This window comes from Paraburkholderia jirisanensis, assembly GCF_054782355.1.
Window position 1 is genome coordinate 558,504 of record NZ_BAAGSQ010000021.1, and the last position, 19,777, is coordinate 578,280.

At 63.5% G+C, this 19,777-nt stretch carries 23 protein-coding genes and 1 tRNA gene; 11 read left to right on the forward strand and 13 right to left on the reverse strand.

The genetic code is table 11. The features are described 5' to 3' along the window. The first annotated feature begins 19 nt into the window (after positions 1–19). Entirely contained in the window at positions 20–160 is a 141-nt protein-coding gene (locus ACYVNQ_RS11625) for a hypothetical protein (protein ID WP_460902620.1), read from the forward strand. A 27-nt stretch (positions 161–187) separates the two neighbouring features. On the opposite strand, the gene ACYVNQ_RS11630 is transcribed toward ACYVNQ_RS11625, so the two are convergent. Together ACYVNQ_RS11630 and ACYVNQ_RS11635 are read right to left on the reverse strand one after the other, a co-directional pair. After that, the gene (locus tag ACYVNQ_RS11630; RefSeq protein WP_460902621.1) at positions 188–2,113 is read right to left on the reverse strand and encodes an ATP-binding cassette domain-containing protein; all 1,926 of its coding nucleotides are present in this window, start codon (positions 2,111–2,113) and stop codon (positions 188–190) included. Positions 2,114–2,381: 268 nt separating this feature from the next. Then, positions 2,382–2,786 carry a DUF4399 domain-containing protein gene (locus ACYVNQ_RS11635; protein ID WP_460902622.1) on the reverse strand — a complete coding sequence of 135 codons (405 nt, stop codon included), beginning with the start codon at positions 2,784–2,786 and terminating at the stop codon, positions 2,382–2,384. A gap of 351 nt (positions 2,787–3,137) precedes the next feature. Here ACYVNQ_RS11635 and ACYVNQ_RS11640 point away from each other — a divergent pair, with 351 nt between their 5' ends. Then, positions 3,138–3,320: a rubredoxin gene (locus tag ACYVNQ_RS11640; RefSeq protein ID WP_460902623.1), complete on the forward strand. Its 183-nt coding sequence runs from the start codon at positions 3,138–3,140 to the stop codon at positions 3,318–3,320. Between the two features lie 146 nt (positions 3,321–3,466). On the opposite strand, the gene ACYVNQ_RS11645 is transcribed toward ACYVNQ_RS11640, so the two are convergent. Next, a tRNA-Arg gene (locus ACYVNQ_RS11645) sits at positions 3,467–3,541 on the reverse strand. Between the two features lie 191 nt (positions 3,542–3,732). Between ACYVNQ_RS11645 and ACYVNQ_RS11650 the strand changes: the two genes are divergently transcribed. Next, complete coding sequence (locus ACYVNQ_RS11650; RefSeq protein ID WP_460902624.1) at positions 3,733–3,987, forward strand: hypothetical protein; 255 nt, start codon at positions 3,733–3,735, stop codon at positions 3,985–3,987. 125 nt (positions 3,988–4,112) lie between these two features. On the opposite strand, the gene ACYVNQ_RS11655 is transcribed toward ACYVNQ_RS11650, so the two are convergent. Beyond that, positions 4,113–4,427, reverse strand: coding sequence for a DUF4148 domain-containing protein (locus ACYVNQ_RS11655; RefSeq protein WP_460902625.1), 315 nt, complete (start codon positions 4,425–4,427; stop codon positions 4,113–4,115). A 311-nt stretch (positions 4,428–4,738) separates the two neighbouring features. Here ACYVNQ_RS11655 and ACYVNQ_RS11660 point away from each other — a divergent pair, with 311 nt between their 5' ends. Then, complete coding sequence (locus ACYVNQ_RS11660; protein ID WP_460902626.1) at positions 4,739–4,975, forward strand: hypothetical protein; 237 nt, start codon at positions 4,739–4,741, stop codon at positions 4,973–4,975. A gap of 124 nt (positions 4,976–5,099) precedes the next feature. Here ACYVNQ_RS11660 and ACYVNQ_RS11665 read toward each other — a convergent pair whose 3' ends face one another. From ACYVNQ_RS11665 to ACYVNQ_RS11675, 3 genes are all read right to left on the reverse strand, one after another. Further along, entirely contained in the window at positions 5,100–5,861 is a 762-nt protein-coding gene (locus tag ACYVNQ_RS11665; RefSeq protein WP_460902627.1) for a YoaK family protein, read from the reverse strand. Positions 5,862–6,170: 309 nt separating this feature from the next. Next, positions 6,171–6,494: a DUF4148 domain-containing protein gene (locus ACYVNQ_RS11670; protein ID WP_460902705.1), complete on the reverse strand. Its 324-nt coding sequence runs from the start codon at positions 6,492–6,494 to the stop codon at positions 6,171–6,173. Positions 6,495–6,736: 242 nt separating this feature from the next. Further along, entirely contained in the window at positions 6,737–6,910 is a 174-nt protein-coding gene (locus ACYVNQ_RS11675) for a hypothetical protein (RefSeq protein ID WP_460902628.1), read from the reverse strand. 398 nt (positions 6,911–7,308) lie between these two features. Here ACYVNQ_RS11675 and dcm point away from each other — a divergent pair, with 398 nt between their 5' ends. The 3 genes from dcm to ACYVNQ_RS11690 all read left to right on the forward strand — a co-directional run bounded on the left by dcm (position 7,309) and on the right by ACYVNQ_RS11690 (position 11,123). Beyond that, a complete protein-coding gene (gene dcm / locus ACYVNQ_RS11680; RefSeq protein ID WP_460902629.1) occupies positions 7,309–8,826 on the forward strand; it encodes a DNA (cytosine-5-)-methyltransferase in 1,518 nt (505 codons plus the stop codon). Then, positions 8,826–9,272 (forward strand): very short patch repair endonuclease, encoded by a 447-nt coding sequence (locus ACYVNQ_RS11685; RefSeq protein ID WP_460902630.1) that lies wholly within the window; start codon positions 8,826–8,828, stop codon positions 9,270–9,272. The genes dcm and ACYVNQ_RS11685 overlap by 1 nt, the downstream gene beginning before the upstream one ends. A gap of 414 nt (positions 9,273–9,686) precedes the next feature. Next, complete coding sequence (locus ACYVNQ_RS11690) at positions 9,687–11,123, forward strand: MFS transporter (RefSeq protein WP_460902631.1); 1,437 nt, start codon at positions 9,687–9,689, stop codon at positions 11,121–11,123. Between the two features lie 72 nt (positions 11,124–11,195). Here ACYVNQ_RS11690 and otsA read toward each other — a convergent pair whose 3' ends face one another. Together otsA and ACYVNQ_RS11700 are read right to left on the reverse strand one after the other, a co-directional pair. Continuing rightward, positions 11,196–12,617 carry an alpha,alpha-trehalose-phosphate synthase (UDP-forming) gene (otsA, locus tag ACYVNQ_RS11695; protein WP_460902632.1) on the reverse strand — a complete coding sequence of 474 codons (1,422 nt, stop codon included), beginning with the start codon at positions 12,615–12,617 and terminating at the stop codon, positions 11,196–11,198. A gap of 183 nt (positions 12,618–12,800) precedes the next feature. Continuing rightward, the gene (locus ACYVNQ_RS11700) at positions 12,801–13,013 is read right to left on the reverse strand and encodes a hypothetical protein (RefSeq protein ID WP_460902633.1); all 213 of its coding nucleotides are present in this window, start codon (positions 13,011–13,013) and stop codon (positions 12,801–12,803) included. 232 nt (positions 13,014–13,245) lie between these two features. On the opposite strand from ACYVNQ_RS11700, the gene ACYVNQ_RS11705 reads away from it, so the two are divergent. Beyond that, on the forward strand, positions 13,246–13,530 hold the full coding sequence (locus ACYVNQ_RS11705) for a hypothetical protein (RefSeq protein ID WP_460902634.1): 285 nt from the start codon (positions 13,246–13,248) through the stop codon (positions 13,528–13,530). A gap of 111 nt (positions 13,531–13,641) precedes the next feature. Here ACYVNQ_RS11705 and ACYVNQ_RS11710 read toward each other — a convergent pair whose 3' ends face one another. From ACYVNQ_RS11710 to ACYVNQ_RS11720, 3 genes are all read right to left on the reverse strand, one after another. Further along, positions 13,642–15,045: a sigma-54-dependent transcriptional regulator gene (locus ACYVNQ_RS11710; RefSeq protein ID WP_460902635.1), complete on the reverse strand. Its 1,404-nt coding sequence runs from the start codon at positions 15,043–15,045 to the stop codon at positions 13,642–13,644. 582 nt (positions 15,046–15,627) lie between these two features. Then, positions 15,628–15,885 carry a hypothetical protein gene (locus ACYVNQ_RS11715; RefSeq protein ID WP_460902636.1) on the reverse strand — a complete coding sequence of 86 codons (258 nt, stop codon included), beginning with the start codon at positions 15,883–15,885 and terminating at the stop codon, positions 15,628–15,630. 143 nt (positions 15,886–16,028) lie between these two features. Next, positions 16,029–16,346, reverse strand: a complete 318-nt coding sequence (locus tag ACYVNQ_RS11720; protein ID WP_460902637.1) for an ElaB/YgaM/YqjD family protein — start codon at positions 16,344–16,346, stop codon at positions 16,029–16,031. A 342-nt stretch (positions 16,347–16,688) separates the two neighbouring features. Between ACYVNQ_RS11720 and ACYVNQ_RS11725 the strand changes: the two genes are divergently transcribed. The 3 genes from ACYVNQ_RS11725 to ACYVNQ_RS11735 all read left to right on the forward strand — a co-directional run bounded on the left by ACYVNQ_RS11725 (position 16,689) and on the right by ACYVNQ_RS11735 (position 19,386). Then, positions 16,689–17,750, forward strand: coding sequence for a sigma-54 interaction domain-containing protein (locus tag ACYVNQ_RS11725; RefSeq protein WP_460902638.1), 1,062 nt, complete (start codon positions 16,689–16,691; stop codon positions 17,748–17,750). 281 nt (positions 17,751–18,031) lie between these two features. After that, entirely contained in the window at positions 18,032–18,691 is a 660-nt protein-coding gene (locus ACYVNQ_RS11730) for a hypothetical protein (RefSeq protein WP_460902639.1), read from the forward strand. A gap of 167 nt (positions 18,692–18,858) precedes the next feature. Beyond that, a complete protein-coding gene (locus ACYVNQ_RS11735) occupies positions 18,859–19,386 on the forward strand; it encodes a hypothetical protein (protein ID WP_460902706.1) in 528 nt (175 codons plus the stop codon). Positions 19,387–19,561: 175 nt separating this feature from the next. On the opposite strand, the gene ACYVNQ_RS11740 is transcribed toward ACYVNQ_RS11735, so the two are convergent. After that, positions 19,562–19,777: AAA-associated domain-containing protein (locus ACYVNQ_RS11740; protein WP_460902640.1), on the reverse strand; the 216-nt coding region annotated here is incomplete at its 5' end.

Here is a 19,777-nt window from a genome sequence, read left to right on the forward strand (position 1 = left end):
GGTAAGGTTTCGCGCGCAGATGGCGACAACCTTACTCGATATTGCCCGCATACAGCGGCAGCTCGAAGCGCTGTTAGGCGTGTGCGTGGACGTGCTGACGCCGCTCGCCCGGCTGGAATCGTTTCGGGCACGCGTAATCAGCGAAGCGGTGCCCGTGTGAGAAGCAAGCCGTATATATCAAAACCGCTTATTTAACCTTGTTCTCCAACTCATCCCAGCGTTCCAGCGCCACCATCAGCTCGCCATCGATTTCCGCATAGCGCTGCGTAAGGCGCGCGCCTTCCTGCGCGTCTTTCGCGAAGACCGAACCATCCGCCAGTTGCGCCGAGACGGTCTTCTGCTCGGCTTCGAGCGCAGCAATCCGTTCCGGCAAGGCTTCCAGTTCGCGCTGCTCCTTGTACGACAGTTTCACCGAACGCTGAGCATTGCGCCCGGTTGCGCTGTCCTTCGGCGCGGCTTCTTTTGCCGGCTCTTTCGGCACGTCCTGCTGCGCAAGCTGCTCCGAGCGATCACGTTGCGTCTGCCAGTCGGTGAAACCGCCGACGTACTCGCGCCAGCGGCCCTCCCCCTCCGACGCAATCACCGAGGTCGCCACATTGTCCAGAAACGCGCGGTCGTGACTGACGAGCAGCACGGTGCCGTCGTAGTCGGTCAACAGTTCTTCGAGCAATTCGAGCGTCGGAATGTCGAGGTCGTTGGTCGGTTCGTCGAGCACCAGTACGTTTGCCGGACGCGCGAACAGCCGCGCCAGCAACAGCCGGTTGCGCTCGCCGCCGGATAACGACTTGACTGGCGAGCGCGCACGTTCCGGCGCGAACAGGAAATCGCCGAGATAGCTCATCACGTGCTTCTTCGCGCCGTTGATTTCCACCCAGTCGCTGCCTGGGCTGATTGTATCGCCGAGGCTTTTTTCCTGATCCAGTTGCGCGCGCATCTGGTCGAAGTACGCGACCTGCAGATTCGTGCCGACCCGCACGCGGCCTTCGTCCGGCTGCAGTTCGCCGAGAATCAGCTTGAGCAGCGTGGTCTTGCCCGCGCCGTTCGGGCCGACGAAGCCGATCTTGTCGCCGCGCATCACCGACGCAGTGAAACAATCGACCACCGTGCGCTCGCCAAAGCGCTTCGTCACGTCGGTCAGCTCGGCCACGATCTTGCCGGACTTGTCGCCCTGCGCGACGTCGAGCTTCACGTTGCCCTGCACGTTGCGGCGCTCCGCGCGCTCGCCGCGCATCTGCACGAGCCGCGCGATGCGGCCCACGCTACGCGTGCGGCGCGCCTCGACACCTTTGCGGATCCACACTTCTTCCTGGGCCAGCAGCTTGTCGAACTTGTCGTTCTCGACCCGCTCCACTTCCAGTTGCTGCGCCTTGCGCGTCTGGTACGCGGAGAAATTGCCCGGGTATGACAGCAGGCGCCCACGGTCGAGTTCCACGATGCGCGTAGCCACACGATCGAGAAACGCGCGATCGTGCGTAATGAACAGCAAGCCCGCGCGTTGAGAAATCAGCAAGTCTTCGAGCCAGCGGATGCCTTCGAAATCGAGGTGGTTGGTCGGCTCGTCGAGCAGCAGCACGTCGGGTTGCAGCACCAGTGCGCGCGCAAGCGCCACGCGCTTTTGCATGCCGCCCGACAGCGCCTCGACCTGTGCGTTGCCGTCAAGGCCGATCTGCGCGAGCGTGGTGGACACGCGCATGCGCCAGTTCCACGCGTCGGCCGTATCGAGCGACGACTGCAGCGAGTTCATGCGCATCAGCAGCGCGTCGTGCGCGGCACCTTCGGGCGCATCCGCCAGCGCGTGCGCAACCTTGTCATATTCGTCGAGCAGTTCGCGCGCATGCGAGAGACCCGCGGCGACCGTATCGAACACCGATGCGTTGGCTTCGAATTCCGTTTCCTGCGGCACGTAGACGGTTACCAGATTCTGTTGGCGCGTGACGAGCCCGTCATCAGGCTTCGCGAGGTCTGCAACGACTTTCAGCAACGACGACTTGCCCGCGCCGTTGCGGCCGATCAAGCCGACGCGTTCGCCGGCTTCGAGTGAAAAATCCGCGTGATCGAGCAACGCGACGTGACCGAACGCGAGTTGTGCGCCGGTGATGGTGTAGAGCGACATGGAGGAAGGGGGCCGGCAGCGATGGAGCAAAACATGCATTGTACCGGGCGGCTCGCGCGCTGCCTCGCTAGCCGGATGGGATAGGACAAAGAAACGGCACGAAACGGATCAGGCGCGGATAAAGCGCGGCTCAGGCGCGGCTCAAAAAGCGGATCAGGCGCAGACCCGCATCCGACACACACAGCTTTGCGCGGCAGCAGCCGCTCCGGGACCGGGACCCATCGCAAAACTGCGCCGCCGCGCCCAGCATGGCGCGGCGCGACTGCATTTATTGCTTCACGTGCACGGTAATCGTCTTGCTCCAGTCGGGGCCATACGAGCGATGCGCGCCGTCGCCGAACTGCATCGTCAGCGTGTGATCGCCCGGCGTCAGCGGCACGTCGGCTTCGGTTTGCCCTTTGCCATAGTGCAGCGACTTGTCGTTGGCCGGGATCACGGTGCCCTTCGGCACCGGCTGCCCGTCGATCACCAGATGATGGTGGCCGGTGCCTTCGGTCATCGTGCCGGCCGGCGCGACCTTCATGCCGTCGACCGCGAACTTCACGTGGACTGGGCTTTGCACCGTCGCGCCGTCCTTCGGCTCGACAAACGACACGCCTTCGGCGCGAGCGACACCCGACGCGAGCAGCAAGCCGCTGCACAGTGCGCCGGCCAGCCATTTATTCGTCAACATCCTGTTCTCCTTGAAGAAAAAGCAGCCCGATGCAAGGCGATCCGGATCCCGCCGCTGGGTCGCCGCGCCTGCTTACGCACGGCGGCCCAGCGGCGGCAAGCCTCGTCGCGGCGCGTTGCGAGATCGCGCGGAAGGGCTGCGCCTCGAGCATACACCGCGCATGTGTCGGAATTGTCCGAGCCGGCCAATGCGCGATGACGTTGTGTTACGGCGTCGCTCGCGCTTCGCGTCCGCGTGCCCGGGGGCGTTGCCGATTTCCGGTAAAATGGCAGCCCCGCCGCGCGCTGCCCCTTCGCGCGCAGAGGGGTGAAACGCGCCAAGCCTGCATCTGAACGAATCAAAGAGTACGTCGTGAGTGAAGTGATCGAATATAAAAGCTGGGTCTGCCTGATTTGCGGCTGGATCTACAACGAAGAAGAAGGATTGCCTGAAGAAGGCATCGTGCCCGGCACCCGTTTTGCCGATATCCCTGATAACTGGCGCTGCCCGCTATGCGACGTCAGCAAGGCGGAATTCGCAGTCGTGGAGTTTTGATGTGCGTGGGCCGCCGTTCGCATTGACGTGCGGTGCGGCATGATGAACCGCGTAGAGAACTAGCTGGCGTGGCGTATCGCATCGGCCTGGCGGAAGATCATATTCCGCCAGGCCGTTTGTGTTTGGAAAATGCGTGAAAAATGCGATGGTCCCCGCGACAGGAATCGAACCTGTATCTAGCGCTTAGGAGGCACTTGTTCTATCCATTGAACTACGCGGAGAGGACCTGCGCGGCGCGTGCTGCCTGACGAACCGCGTTGCAGGGGGCAGAGTATAGCAAACGCGCACGGTCTGGAAGTGACCGCAGCTCACACAGGCCGATATGATGATTGAAGCGCACATTGTGTGAAATGGCTCGCCAGCGCGACATGTCAGAATCTAGCTTTTGCGACCACGCTTCTGACGACTCAATATGGACATCAACAAACAACTCGCGGCTCTCACCACTTCGGAACTGCAAACCGCCGGCGCGAGCCAGGCAACCGCTATCGCGCTGAGCGTCGTTTTGCGCCACCTGGCTTCGCCTGAACTGCAAACGCTGCTGAAGAGCGCGTATGAAAACCACCAGGCAATGATGCAGCAAACGCCGTGGCCCGACCAGATGCTGCAATCGTTCGAAGCTACCCGCCGGTTTCTCGAGGCCGCTGCACTGCAACCCAATCTTTGATCATCGCAGCGGGCCGCCCTGCTCGCGCGCACCCCACAATGCAACAGGCCCACGCCGATAGCGTGGGCCTGTTTCTTCACTCGAAAATGACTGGTTTTGCGCCCCCCAGCGCCCAACCCTTCAGCTTACGAGTGGCTGTACGGCGAACCCAGGAACTGGTTGTATTGCGGCGCCGGTTGCTTGACCGAACCCGCCTGCGAGGTACCCGCCGTTGCCGGGCCGTAACCGGTCGTATCCGCCGCTACGCGCGCTTCCGCTTTCTGCACCGCCACCGGGTAATGCGCATCGCTGGAATCGGCCGGGTTGTAGCCGTTGTTTTCCAGTTGCACGAGTTCGGCGCGGACTTGCGCGCGGGTGACGGGTTGGTTCGATTGGGCAAACGACACAGCGGGCACAGCGAGTACAGCGGCAAGAGCAACAGCTTTGATCAGCGAATTCATCACATACCTCCGGGATTCATTTTGAGTTGGCCGGCGCTGTTTGTTAGCAACCGTTGAAAACAGTCTAGGGGGTTCGGCGCCTAGGGGAAACCCTAGTCTGAGGAATTGATCATTGCCATATGCGCGACAATCTATTGGGAATAGACGCGGGGTAGCCCGCACAGCAAGGCTTGGCGGCCCGATTCTGCGTCACCGGCCAACGCGTTTGCATGCCAATCAAACGCCGCTTGCACGCGAACCGGCGTCATCCAATCCGATTGCCCCGCCGATCGCGATTAAAGTTTGCGCAGCGGTCTGCCGTTAGCCCCGGCATGGAACCCGACAAATACCTCCCTCTGAAGCCCGGCACGCCCCAGTACGACGCGGCGCTGGCACTGGAAGATTCCGTGCGCGTGATCCGTCGCGCGAGCGGCAAACGCAACCCGGAAGACTTTGCGCGAGGCACGCCGCAATGGGATGCCGCGACCGAAGACTTTCTGAAAGATTTGCTATGGGCATCGTCCGGCAGCCACGTGGAAGACCACGATCACGAGGACGACCTGCGCTAGGCAGCACTTCTGCATGAAGTGCGCCGAAGCCCGTCGTGAAGGGCTTCGTGGCTCGCGTCGCCTAGCCTTGACGAGCGACCAACCGTACAGGCATGTGCCCGCACCGCTCAGGTGAGCGCCGACGCTAACGTTTCAGTCGTGCCGCGCCACCGCGCATATCGTCGACCAGCGGCACCACCGCAAGCACGATCAGTACCCCCGCAAGCGGCAAGGTCGACACAAACCCCAACTGTTTGAACCCCACCGCGCCCGCTAGTCCGCCGGTCAGAAAACACCCGAGCAGCGACCCGAGCAACGCGAGCTTTTGTCGGTCGGCGCGCACCACTGCCGCGCCGTCATCCACCGGGCGCGCGTTCCAATAGCACAGCTTGCCTAACTCGATGCCGATATCGGTGACGAGCCCGGTCACATGCGTCGTGCGGATTTCCGCGCGCGAGATTTTCGTGATCATCGCGTTCTGCAGGCCCATCACGAAACACAGCAGGCACACCGTGACCGGCAGGAAGAACAGGCGCTGCTGCTCGAGATTCGCGCCTAGCAGGCCGAAGCACAAGAGCAGCGCCGCCTCGATCGCGAGCGGCGTCGCGTAGACGCTGCGCAGACGCCGCCGGCGCCCCCAGTTGATCAGAATCGCAGAAGCCGCGGCGCCGCACAGAAACGAAGCCAGTGAACTCAATCCCGCGGCGAGTAGCGCTGGGTCGCCGAGCGCGAGATTGTCGGCCAGCGAAGACACGATCCCCGACATATGTGACGTGTATTGCCCTACCGCCAAAAAGCCGCCGGCATTCGCGGCTCCCGCGACGAACGCGAGCGAGCATCCGAGCCGGCGATTGGCCGCGTCGGTGCGTTCGGGCGACGTGAAACCGCGAAGATAGTTGATGGGCATGACTGCCGGAACCCGTAATGACACAGCAAAAACGTAGCGGCTATATGCGGCACAAATGCGCACGAAATCGTAGCACGCGATAAATCGCGCGACGTGCGATCCCATTATTGACGGTTGGAACTCGAGAAAAGCGCCCAGACCATACAGGCTGGGCGTAAATCGCCGGCGAACCGGCGATGGGAGGTTCTTGAACAGCCTGAAGAGTGCAAACCCGCGTAACAGCTCAATCGCGGGTTTGCGTTACATCCGAATCCGCCCGGGCAATACGTGCGACGTTATGTCACCCGAAGCGAACCATTAGTGATGATGTTAGTGATGCACGAACACGGGCGCCGAATACGAGCTGAACGTGACGTCCTTGCGTTGGCCGGATTGCGATGCGCCATCCGTCGACGGGCCATAACTGCTGTTTTGCGTAACCTGATTGCTCGCCGCTACACGCGACTCAGCCGATTGAATCTCCGCCGGATAATGCGCGTCGCTCGAATCTGCCGGGTTATAGCCGGCCTTTTCCAGCTGCACGAGTTCAGCACGCACTTGCGCGCGGGTGACAGGTTGGTTCGATTGGGCAAACGACAAAGCGGGGATGGCGAGAACAGCGGCAACGGCAACAGCTCTGATCAGCGAATTCATGATTGCTACCTCCTGGATTTGTTTAGGTATCTGCAGCGCTTGTTGCACTTGTCTGCAGCGAATGAAAACAGTCTAGGGGTGTGTAGCTTCAGGGTAAACGCCTAAAAGCCCAATTCATTATTTCGCCGGATACCATAATGCGCGCGACCGGGACACGCGCAGATGAATCGCTATGGGGACAAACACAGGCGTGCGCGGACGCGCCGCATTGTCAGCGGCGCGAACTGCACGATGTGAAGGAATCAGTGACGGTGGCGCCAGTCGCCGTGATACGTATCGAGCCAGCGCAAATAACGCACACGCGGCCCGCCGCGATCCATGATCTTCTGATGATGATGCGCGATCAGCCACATCACGACACACACCACCACCATGACGGTCGGCCCAAGCAAATAAGCTAGCATCGATTCGCTCATGTCCGTCTCCTTGCCCACGTTTGCGCTGTTCACCCATTCTAGGCAATCTCACGCGATGTTTCGAATCGCGCTGCCGCAAAGCCCGCCCGACAAGGCTCTGCGGGGCAATGTGCGGCGCCCCACGTAACCGCATAGGTCGCCTGTTGCGCAGTGCACGCATGCTCTTATCATTGCGTCACTGCCCTGTTTCGTCCGACTACCATGGCCTATCCGTACAATCTCGCGTTTGCCGCAGGACTGATGCTGATCGTGCTGTCATGCGGCCTCGCGCTCGTGTTGACCTGAGCGACACCCGCACGGGGTGATTGGGCCGCATCGTCGTGCGAAAGCGATAGCGGCGCGCAAAAGAGGGAGCGTCATAGGTCATAATGTCCGCCAAAATACCCAGAGGACATCCTGTGACCCAGGCCGCACCGCTTGAACTGCTCAGACAGGCACGTACGCGCTTCACCCAACGAGAAATCGCCGCACACGTCGGCAAAGACATCAAGACGGTGCGTCGCTGGGAAAAGGGCGAAACGCCCTGCCCCGCGATGCTCACGCCCGCTTTGCATGCGTTGCTGCACGGCGCACCGGTGCCGGTCGAAGCGCAGCGCGGCAACGTCCCCCACTTCCGTTTCATCGATCTGTTCGCCGGTATCGGCGGAATCCGCATGGGCTTCGAGGCGCACGGCGGCACGTGCGTGTTCACCAGCGAATGGAATACGTTTTCGCAAAAAACCTACCGTGAGAACTTCGGTGAGAACTTCGGCGAAAGCTTCGCTGAAAACGTCGCCGATGGCGTCGCGCGAGGCGAGACTCCGCGCACCGGGCACCGCCTGATCGGCGACATCGTGTCGTACGCGGCCGCCGACATTCCCGCGCACGACGTGCTGCTCGCCGGCTTCCCGTGCCAGCCGTTTTCGATCGCCGGTGTCAGCAAGAAGAATGCACTTGGCCGTCCGCACGGCTTCGAATGCGCGACGCAAGGCACGCTCTTTTTCGATGTCGCGCGCATTATCGCGGCGCGGCGTCCGGCGGCGTTCCTGCTGGAAAACGTAAAGAACCTGCTGTCGCACGACAAGGGCCGCACCTTCGACGTGATCCTGCAGACGCTGCGCGACGAACTCGGCTATGAAGTGCACTACCGGATCGTCGATGGCGCGCATTTCACGCCGCAGCATCGTGAACGGATCATCATCGTCGGCTTTCGCGAGGCGACGTCGTTTTCGTGGGACGCGCTGGATCTGCCTGACGACGGCCCGCGCCTCGCGTCGGTGCTGCATAAGACCGACGGCAGCGAACCGCTGCTGCCGTGGGACGGCGAACGCTTTTTCGATCATCGCGCGCGTATCGTGCAGCCGAAGTACACGCTGACGCCGAAGTTGTGGACTTACCTGCAGAACTATGCGGAGAAGCATCGCGCGGCGGGCAACGGTTTTGGCTTCGGTCTCGCGTATCCCGACAGCGTGACGCGTACGCTATCGGCGCGCTATCACAAGGACGGTTCGGAAATTCTGGTGCATCAGGGCGCGCGCCAACGGCCGCGCCGTCTGACGCCGCGTGAATGCGCGCGCCTGATGGGCTTTCCCGATACGTTCCGCATTCCGGTCAGCGATACCCAGGCGTACCGGCAGTTCGGCAATAGCGTGGTGATGCCCGTGATGCGCGAGGTCGCGCGCATCATGCTGCCGCACGTCACCGCACTGCGCAGCGGCGCGGCACCGCAGTCGGCGCACGTCATCGCCGCGCATGTCGCGCCGCTCGCGCCCGCCGGGCTTTCCGCCGGCATGCCCACGCAAACGCCCGCCCAAGCGCCTACCCAGGCGCCCACCAAAACTCGCACTGGATCGGGCGCTAAAACGCGCTCCGAAACACCTGCCCATGCGGCCGCCAGCGCGCTCACCGTCACCCCACCGCCCACCCAGGCCGCGTAATGGTCGACATCGTCGATCGCGCGACGCGCAGCCGGATGATGTCCGGCATCCGCGGCCGCAACACCAAGCCCGAGTTGCTGATCCGCAGCCTGCTGCACCGCCGGGGCTTCCGTTTCCGCCTCGATGCGCGCGACCTGCCAGGCCGCCCCGACATCGTGCTGCCGCGCTATCGCGCGGTAATCTTCGTGCACGGCTGCTTCTGGCATGGCCACGACTGCCCGCTGTTCAAGTGGCCGCAAACGCGTCCCGAGTTCTGGCGCGACAAGATCGGCCGCAACCGCACCAATGACGCAAAGGCGCAAGCGGCGCTGCACGAGCGCGGCTGGCGCGTCGCGACTGTCTGGGAATGCGCTTTGCGCGGAGCGAATCGGGATCTCGACGGCGTGCTGCAGCGCCTGATCGACTGGCTGCATGGCGAAGCACCGAGCTTCGACGAACGCGCGTAACGCCATGCACGAGGCGCGCGAGCCTGCCTGAAAGACACGCGAGACGACAGCGGCACGCGTCAACGCACGCAAGGGTGTGGCGCTGATCCAGCCAGATGCGCTCAAGGTCGCGCAATGTGCCGGCGGCAAGCGACACCATTACTCCGATCGCACGCTATCTGACACACATCATTGAAATCGATTCGACAACCTGTAAGTGGCATTACGAACCGAAATAGTCTGCTGCATTGATCGCCCTGTGCCGGTAGTATGTGCGGCTTGGTAGACCGCGCTTGCGGCACGGTCGGGTTGCTCGGGGTCGCATGCGCGGGGTTGCGTTTATGTTGCCCGCCTGAAACCAACAATCCGATCAACCGCCGCTTCGACCGGCCGCGAGGCCATCGGCAGCGCCTGTTCAAAACAATTCGATAACCGATGCGCGCACAACCATCCCGCAAGGACCGTCCCGAATCGTCCGGTGCGCCTGTCCATCCAGGCCCGGCGGCGGCCGACACCGAACTGGGCCTGCCGGTGCCGCAACGCTATTGGGCGATCCTCGTCGTCGCGTTCGGCATTTCGGTTTCGGTGCTCGACGCGGCGATCGCCAACGTCGCGCTGCCGACCATCGCGCGCTACATGAACGCCAGCGCTGCGAGTTCGATCTGGGTAGTCAATGCATATCAACTGGCGGTGACGATTTCTCTCCTGCCGCTGTCTTCGCTGGGCGACCGCATCGGCTATCGGCGCGTCTACATGGGCGGGCTCGTGCTATTCACGGTTGCGTCACTCGGCTGCGCACTGGCTCATTCGCTGCCCACCCTCGCGCTGGCCCGCGTGATTCAGGGCTTCGGCGCGGCCGGCATCATGAGCGTCAACACCGCGCTGGTACGCATGATCTATCCGCCCGCGCAACTTGGCCGCGGCGTGTCGATCAACGCGATGGTGGTCGCGGTCTCGTCCGCGCTCGGGCCGACGGTGGCTGCCGGCGTACTGTCGGTGGCACCGTGGCAGTGGCTGTTCGCGATCAATGTGCCGATCGGCCTCGTCGCGTTCGCGATCGGGCTCAAGGCGCTGCCCGGCAATATCCGCCACGAGTCGCCGTACGACTATCTCGGCGCGGTGATGAACGCGTTTGTATTCGGCCTGCTGATCTTCGCCGTCGACGGGCTTGGGCATGGTCAGTCATACGGCTACGCGGCACTCGAGGCGCTCGGTGCAGTCGTGATCGGCTACTTTTTCGTACGGCGCCAGTTGACGCAGCCCGCCCCACTGCTGCCGGTCGACCTGCTTAAGATCCCGATCTTCGCGCTGTCGATCGGCACGTCGGTCTGCTCGTTCGCGGCGCAGATGCTGGCGTTCGTGTCGCTGCCGTTTTTCATGCAGAACACGCTCGGTTTGTCGCAGGTACAGACCGGCCTGTTGATGACTCCCTGGCCGCTGACCATCGTGATCGTCGCGCCAATTGCCGGCGCGCTGTCCGACCGGATGTCGGCGGCGTTGCTCGGCGGCATCGGGCTCGCTGTGATGACCGGCGGCCTGCTGCTGATGGCGACGCTCAGCGCGCATCCGGATCCGTTCGATATTGCGTGGCGAATGGCGCTGTGCGGCGCGGGCTTTGGTATTTTTCAGTCGCCTAACAACCGCACGATCCTGTCGTCCGCGCCGCGCTCGCGCGCGGGCGGCGCGAGCGGCATGCTCGGCACCGCGCGCCTGACCGGGCAGACGCTCGGTGCCGCACTGGTCGCATTGATTTTCGGTGTGGTGCCGCATCATGCGCCGGCCGTCGTGCTGTATGTGGCGGCGGTGTTTTCGGCGGTGGCGGCAGTGGTCAGCGCGATGCGCTTGAAACAGCCGGCGCCGGAGGCAGCGTAGCGCCGTGCAGCAATCATCGGCAAGCGGCCCCCCGTCAAGACCGCCCCGAAGCGAGACGCAACCGCCCGCTGCTCAAACGGTCACGTCAGCGCGCTTTACCGCTTTTTCGGTCACCGACGACGCGGTCGCCACATGCCGCAAATCAGCCAGGAACGTATCGCGCCACACCGAAAGATTGTTCTCGCGCAGCGGCGCCATCATGTCCGCGTGGCGCGCCTGGCGCTCGGCCAGCGGCATCGACAGCGCGCGTTCGAGCGCTTCGGCCATCTGCGACAGATCGAACGGATTGACCACCAGCGCGCCCGGCAACTGCTCCGCGGCGCCTGCAAACTGGGATAGCACCAGCACGCCCGGATCGGCCGGATCCTGCGACGCCACATACTCCTTCGCGACCAGATTCATGCCGTCGCGCAGCGGCGTCACATAACCGACCTGCGACTGCCGGAACAGCGCCATCAGCAGATTGCGCTCGTACTTGCGGTTCAGATACTGGATCGGCGTCCAGTCGAGCTGCGCGAAGCGGCCGTTGATACGGCCCGCCTCGCCTTCGAGGGTCTGGCGAATGCGCTGATAGGTCTGCACGTCGGAACGGGTCGGCGGCGCGATCTGCACCAGCGACACGCGGCCATGCCAGCCGGGCGCGTTCAGCAGCAGCCGTTCGAACGCCTGGAAGCGCTCGACCAGCCCCTTCGAATAATCGAGCCGGTCCACGCTCATGATCAGCTTGCGATTGCGCATGCCGTCGCGCAGGCTTTTCACCGGCTTGCGGTCGGTGAACTGCTCGGCAGCCTTCGCGATCGCATCGGGATAGATGCCGATCGGATAGGCCGCCACTTTCAGGAAGCGGTTGTACGCGTGCACCATGTTGTCGTCGCTGGCGCTGCCATGACGGCCTCGCTCGATATAGTCGACGAACGACTGACGGTCCGCATCGGTCTGGAAACCGACCACGTCATAACTGCACATATCCTTGACCAGCTCTTCGTGCGGCGGCACGGTCAGCAGCACTTGCGGCACCGGAAACGGAATATGCAGGAAAAAGCCGATCGGGTTGCGCACGCCGAGTTCGCGCAGGCAGCGCGCAAACGGCAGCAGATGGTAGTCGTGCACCCAGATGATGTCGTCGGGCTTGAGCATTTCCTTCAGTTGCTTCGCGAGCATCGCGTTCACACGCTGATAGCCCGCGTACTCCTGCCGGTCGTAGCGCGACAGGTCGTTCCGATAGTGGAAGGTCGGCCACAGCGTCGCGTTCGAGAAACCACGGTAGTACTGGTCGTAGTCGCGCTTGGTGAGGGCCACGGTCGCATAGGTCACGTTGCCCTGCTTTTCGATCACGGGAGCCGACGGCTCACCGGCAATCTCCCCGCTCCAGCCGAACCACACGCCGCCGGTTTCCTTCAGGGCATCCAGCACGCCGATCGCCAGACCACCCGCGGCGGGACGGCCTTCCTGCGTCGGTGCAACGCGGTTCGAAACTACGATCAATCTGCTCATACAGCTCCCCCTTAATCAGTTGACGTTCCGTGATGCGCTGAAACTGTGCACGCAAGCTTTATGCCGCAATGCCGCATCCGGAAACAGGAAAATGTATGCAAATGTGACGAACGAGTAGAAACTGCCACGCGAACCGGTCGCGCGGAGTATTTTCCTCCAGATGAATCTCGACCGGAACGGGCCTCAGGCGTCCTGTTCGGAACCGAGATCACGCTGGTAATCGAGTCCTTCCGTGCGGCTGCCACCCTGGTTGTGATCCCCATCTGGCGGGGCATTGGGCGCGGCGCGGTTCTGCGCGGCCGGATCCGGGCTGGGCTGCTGACCTGCCGGAACACTGCCGGGGCGCGCGTCGCGCTTCGAATGGCGCGCGGAGCGCCGCAATGCGGGGTGTCTCATGATCGATTGCCTCCGGGGAAGGCCGCCACCGGGAGGTGGCATCCCCTCAGTCTAGGACTCGGGACAGTAATTTGCCGGTAAAAAGTTCGCAGGTTTTGTAACCAGTACATCAAGATACGTATCAACAGACATACGCGGACGGCGCGTGCAGGATCGCGTGGTAATGGGTCGGAGCAATGCGCGCAGAAGTGGCGCTGCGTGGGGTCTGCAGGGGGATTCGTGCTGAGCGGGCATGTGGCTCGCCGACACCACCTCCGGCTTCGCGCGCCGTCGCGCAAGACTGCGGTACGTGCGCGGGCGGCGGATCGCCGATCGGCAATGGCGGAGCCTCACCCGGCAAACGATCGGGATCAGGCGGCCCATCGGGCGGAACGGGATCATCGGGGTCGTCATCCGGCAACGGCGGATCAGTCGGCTCCGGACGGTGCAGCTCGCGGCGGTGCGCCCGACATGCTGCCCCGTGCGCATCCGGATCCAGCGCCGGCGGGATCGTCCCGGCGGCGGCATCGTGCAGTGACATGGAGCCTCCTTGTTGTGCGTCGTTCAGGATGACGCAGCAAGGCTTATGCCGTTTGAAATGTTGCAGTCGGGCTGGTGCAGCGCAACCGACGGCCGCCGGCCACGCTGCTTACGCGTCGGCTTTCCCGAACGCCTGCGGCTCTTCCGTCGAATCGTCGTCGCCGCGGGCCGCGTCGTTGCCGTACTCGACCAGCCGGTTATAGAGCGTCTTCAGGCTGATGCCGAGAATCTCCGCCGCGCGTGTTTTCACGCCGCCGCACTGCTCGAGGGTCGCAAGAATCAGCTGACGATCCGCCTCGGCGAGCGACGTGCCAAACGGAATCGTGATCGCCGTGCCGGCAGTCGGCTTGGACAGCGTAATCTGCAACGGCACGGTCGCGGTGCTATCGGAATCGGTGCCCGACATGATGTGCGCGCGCTGCACATAATTCTTCAGCTCGCGCACATTGCCCGGCCATGCATAGGACAGCAGCATCTCCTTGACCGCCGGCGGAAAATGCTTGCGCGTGCTGTGCTTCTCGTTGAGCTCGTCGAGGAACGACTGCGCAAGCAATTCGACGTCCTTGCCGCGCTCGCGCAGCGGCGGCAGGTTGATCGGAAACACGTTGAGCCGGTGATACAGGTCGAGGCGCAGCTTGCCTTCGAGCACGGCCTGCTCCGGGTCGCGGTTGGTCGCCGCGATCAGGCGCACGTCGGTTTCGATTTCCTTGGTCGTGCCCACGCGCATGAACATGCCGGTCTCGAGCACGCGCAGCAGCTTCACCTGCAGCTCGATCGGCATTTCGGTGATTTCGTCGAGGAACAGCGTGCCGCCGTTCGCGCGTTCGAAATACCCTTTGTGCTGCCGGTCCGCGCCGGTAAACGAGCCGCGCTCGTGGCCGAACATCTCCGACTCGATCAGGTTCGGCGAAATCGCGCCGCAGTTCACCGCCAGAAACGCATGCTTGCGACGCAGGCTCAGCTGATGCAGCGTCTGCGCCGCGACTTCCTTGCCGGTGCCGGATTCGCCGACCAGCATCACCGAGGCAGCGGTCGGCGCGACGCGGCTGATCTGGTCGTACACCTGCTGGATCACCGGCGAATTGCCGAGCATCAGCCCGAAGCGGCCCATGCGGCGCAGTTCGCCGCGCAATGTGCCGATCTCGGCCTTCAGATCGCCCGCGCGCGGCAGGCGGCTCAGAATCGCCTTCACGCGCTGCATGTTGATCGGCTTCACCAGATAGTCGGCGGCGCCCATCTTCAGCGCGCTGACGGCCGATTCGACCGTGGCGTGACCGGTGATCACGATGAATTCGACGCCCGAGCGCGGATCGAGATCTTCGAACAGATCGACGCCGCTGCCGTCGGGCAGCTTCAGATCGGTGAACACGACGTCCGGCATTTGCCGGACCAGTTGAATGCGGGCTTCGCGCAGATCGCCTGCGGTGGCGGTGGTGAGTCCGTCTTCGGCGACAATCGCGGCTAGCGCCTCGCGGGTACCCGGATCGTCGTCGACAATCAGTGCGTGTGGCATCGCGTTTGAGAAACCCTAAAAGTGCTGATCAGCGGAGCCCGGCGCGGCGCGCGATGGACGGAACGCGCACGGTGGCTGCTGCTCCGCCCCGCCGAAACGCCTATAGACAATCCTATGCGCGAAATCGCTGTACCGGGCTATCGACCATGAAAAAATTACCAACTTAGTGTAATCGCGCAACAATTGCCGTCCGGGACAGCTCTAAACGACCTCATTGTTGTGGATTTGCCCATTATACGGCGATATCTCGATAAAACCATACGGGGCGGGCCGGTTTGGGAGGCCATTGATTCAATGTGCCGCGCATCAGGCGACGCTGCAGCGGCGCGCACATCGCAACAGAATCCGCGCTGGCAGCAGCGGCTGCGATATCGGCAAGGTCTCGGGAAGGTCTCGGCAGGGTCGGCGCGCGCAGCCGATGCGGCCGACACGCTGCGGCAGCGACGGCCACTCTGGACGCCGCCGCGGGCGCGGTGGCTCCCCACAAAGTGAGCGAAATGGTCGCAACTGGGACACCACCCAGTCACACCGCGCGATCACCGCGCCTGCGGCCGCCACAGCGGCGCAGCAGGCGTATGCGCGTCAACTGCGCGGGAACGGCCACGCATCGCCCGACGCGCTATGGTCGGCGCCGTTCGCCGAGCGCGGATGCGTGGTTCCAGCCAACGCTTTCGGATGCAGCGGCTGATCGTTGGTGACCGCGCCACCCTCGCCTTCCCAGCGCGTCAGATCGCGAGCCGGGACCGCCTGAGCCGCGCGCTGCTTTTGCACCCAACGCCATGCGAGCACGCTGCCAACCGCGAACAGCGCGCCGAAGATGCCGATTTTTGGCCGTGCCATCAAAACCTCCTTGGTTGCCTCGTTGCTAAGAGAAATCAGATCGGGGAATCAAAAGGGAGTTAAAACGTGCGTTAAAGCAGGAGTTAAAGCCGAAATCAAACCAACCTGCCGCGAATTTCAGCCGCCGTCCCACCGTACATCCATTAACGCGTGGCCAGCACGCCGAGCAAAAAGCCGACGCCCGCTGCCATACCAAGCGCCTGCCACGGTTTGCGCCGCACGTAACGCTCGGTCTGCACGGTCGCGCTGCGGTAACCGCGTTGCGCAACCGCCTGTGCGTCGGCCGATGCGGCACGCAGCGACTCGACATGCGCACGCAGCCGCTCGCGCAATGCGTCGACGCCCTCACCGGGCACTGCAGCGACGAGCCGCAGTATTTCCTCTGAATCCGTCAACAATACGTTCAGGTCTTCGATAATTTTTTGTCTGCCGAGCGACAGCTGTTCGGTCGTTGCAGTCATCGCGATCTCCTATGCTTCAATCCCATCTGACGGACGTCGCAACCGGCGTACCCGACACGGTCTCGATCGGCTTGCACAGCGCGAAGTTCGCCGTGCTTCGCGGGCCGCAGCCAGGTCAATCTTGCCGAGAACGGGTACAGCACGCACTTTTTGCCGTCATTCATCATTCGTGCCCGATCGACGGATGCGCCTTGCCGCGCACGGCGCGTGAGTGGTTAAATTGGCTTTTGCGAGACAGCGGGCGGAATGTTTCAGACCCGGTTTCAAATCCGGATGCACACCCGCCGCGCCAGCCCCGCGCCATCTCCATCTCGAAGCGCATTTGTACAGGACACCCTGGTTATGGCGTCAACCGATCTGGACTCGCCCGCTGCCGGCACTGCCGGCGGCGGCGCCACGTCACAGGCGAAATCACGCGGCGCCGAAGGCGTCGCGGGCTTGAAGTCGTATGGCACGCTGTACGGCTCGTCGCCAGTCATGCTCGATCTCTATGAGCAGATCCAGCGCGTGGCCGCGACCGACGCGACCGCGCTCATCATCGGCGAATCCGGCACCGGCAAGGAGCTGATCGCCCGTACCATTCACGATCACAGCACGCGCAATAGCGGCGCATTCGTCGCCGTCAACTGCGGCGCGATTCCGGACGAACTGATCGAAGCCGAGCTGTTCGGCCACGAAAAAGGCAGCTTTACCGGCGCGGTGCAAGGCCGCATCGGCTATTTCGAGCACGCGAACGGCGGCACGCTGTTTCTCGACGAAGTGACCGAGATGTCGCCGGTGCGTCAGGTGAAGCTGCTGCGCGCGCTCGAAACCGGTACGTTCTTTCGGGTCGGCGGCACCGATCTGATTCGCGGCGACGTGCGCGTGATCGCGGCCACCAACCGCGATCCGGCGGTAGCGGTCAAGGAAAACGGGCTGCGCGAAGACCTGATGTACCGGCTCGCGGTATTCCCGTTGCGTGCGCCGCCGCTGCGCGAGCGCGAAGGCGATCGCGAGCTGCTCGCGTCGCATTTCCTCGCGCAGCTGAACCAGCAGGAAAGCACGAACAAGGTGTTCAGCAAGCGTTCGATGGAAACGCTGCGCACGTGGTCGTGGCCGGGCAATGTGCGCGAACTGAAAAACGCGGTGTACCGCGCGTTCATTCTCGCGGAGAAAACCGTCGAGCTGCCGCATCCGCATCTGATGTCGCGCGTGAAGAAGCCCGTCACGCTCGGCGATTCGATGAGCGTGTGGATCGGCACGCCGCTTGCCGATGCGCAAAAGCAGATCATCCTCGGCACGCTGAAATACTGCGGCGGCGACAAGCGGCGTGCGGCCAAGGCGCTCGGCGTGAGCCTGAAGACGCTCTACAACCGCTTGAGCGCATACGGCGATGAAGACGACTCCGGGCCGGCCGAGAGCTGAGGCGGGGTAGCGCGGCGCGCTCGATGCACCACCGCTCGCTCGCATCGGCACGGCCGCAGCCGCGGGCGATCGACCAGAAACTGACGTCGCACGCATCTGCTTTTGCAATTGCTTGCATTTTTTCTGTGCCAATTACAATTGGCATCCTGCACAATCCTGTGCGTCAAAGTCACGCAAGGTCACGCAAAGTCTCGGCTTGGCGGTGAGACCGCCGCGTGCGCCCATTGGGTAGCGCCCATTCGGGTAGCGCGCATCGGATCGGCAGGAGCATGAACAGGGAAATGCAAACAACAATGTCCGGCGCCGATGCGGCGCCGCATGCAGGCGTCGCGGATCGCCTCGCGACACTCATCACGGCGCGCAATACCCGTGCAGCAACAGGCCGGCTCGCGCGGCACCTAATACAGCAGGTCAAGCGACACCTCACGCTGCTCGCCACACTTGGCCTGTGTGCCACCGCCATGGCACTGAGCGGCTGTTCGTCGCTCTACGCCGAAAGCGCCACGGCCGGCGCCGGTATCGCCGGTGCAGCGATCGCCGGTTCCATCACCAATAACGCAGCGGTCGCGACCGGCATTGGCCTCGGCGCAGTCGCCGCCGCGCGCGCCGGCGTCCAGTATTCGGAGCGCGTGATCCATCGCAATACCCAGGACGGCATCGCCCAGGTCGCCGGGCCGCTCGACGTCGGCGGCGTGGCGCCATGGAGCGTGTCGCACTCGGTGCCGCTCGAAGAAGACCAGCATGGGCGCGTCACCGTCAGCCGCGTGATCAGCGCCGGACCGCTCGACTGCAAGGAAATCGTGTTCTCGGTCGACAAACCGGCCACCGACAAGGTCCCGGCCTCCAGCGCATTCTTTGTCGCGTCGATCTGCCGCGATGGCACGCTGTGGAAATGGGCATCTGCCGAACCGGCTACCGAGCGCTGGGGTGCGCTGCAATGAATGCGGCTGCGACCATGCTCAAGCGTGCGATGCGCGGTAGCGCGGTGTGGCGGCACGAGCGGCGCACGCGGCACATGCAAGCGGCGTGCGCTGCCGAAGCCGTACAGCAACGCGCAGAAACGGCGCTATACGGCACGGGCGTCGTTCGCGATGTCAAAGCGGCAGCCGTGCCTCGCGTCGCCACCCGTGCGTTGCTCGCGCTTGCCATCTGCGCTGGCGCTGCCGCATCGCTGTCCGGCTGCAACTCCACGTCGGTCGGCGCCGCCGGCGGTGCCGCAGCGGGTGCGGCCACCGGCATCGTCACGGCCAATCCGGCGATCGGCATCGGCGTCGGCATTGCGGTGCAGGCCGCCACCACCGAAACCATCAACCGCTATCTGCGCGTGATGCACACCGATCAGCAGGATGTGATCGCTGCGCTGGCCGGCGCGAGCCCGGTAGGCGATACGCGGCCGTGGAAGGTCAAGCACACGCTGCCGATCGAGAATGGTCACGGCCAGGTGCGCGTGCTACGCGCGTTTACGACCGCGCTTGCGGACTGTAAAGAATTTGCGTTTTCGGTCGCCGACGGCGACGAGGCTGACTCGCCCGAGCACTGGTACACGGCAGCGGCCTGCCAGACGCCGCAGGACAAGCGCCTATGGAAATGGGCGTCGGCGGAACCGGCGGTGGAGCGCTGGGGCAATCTGCAGTAACACGCCTGGGCGCGCGGCAACGGAAACGCGCGACGTGCAAAGCCCAAACAAAAGGGCGGCTGTGTTTCCACAGCCGCCCTTCTTTCGCCGCATTGACCTTGTCGCCGAAGTCGCGCCGGCAGTTTCGCCGCCGCGCAGCTAGCACGCGGCTCTTGCAGCGGCCGCGTTGCGCCGCTCAGGTCTCGACGTCTTCCAGGCTGAAAATTTCCGACTGGTCGTTGTAAGAGAAAATCTCGCCGTAACGGCCCCAGTTGATCACCGCATCGAGCGTCTCTTCAGCGGCGCTATCCGACAGGAAGTCTTCCAGCTCCTGCTCGAAGCGCACGCGCGGCGCCCGATGACCCGGCCGCTCATTGAGCACCTTCTTGATCCGCGCCGCCAGCGGCACATG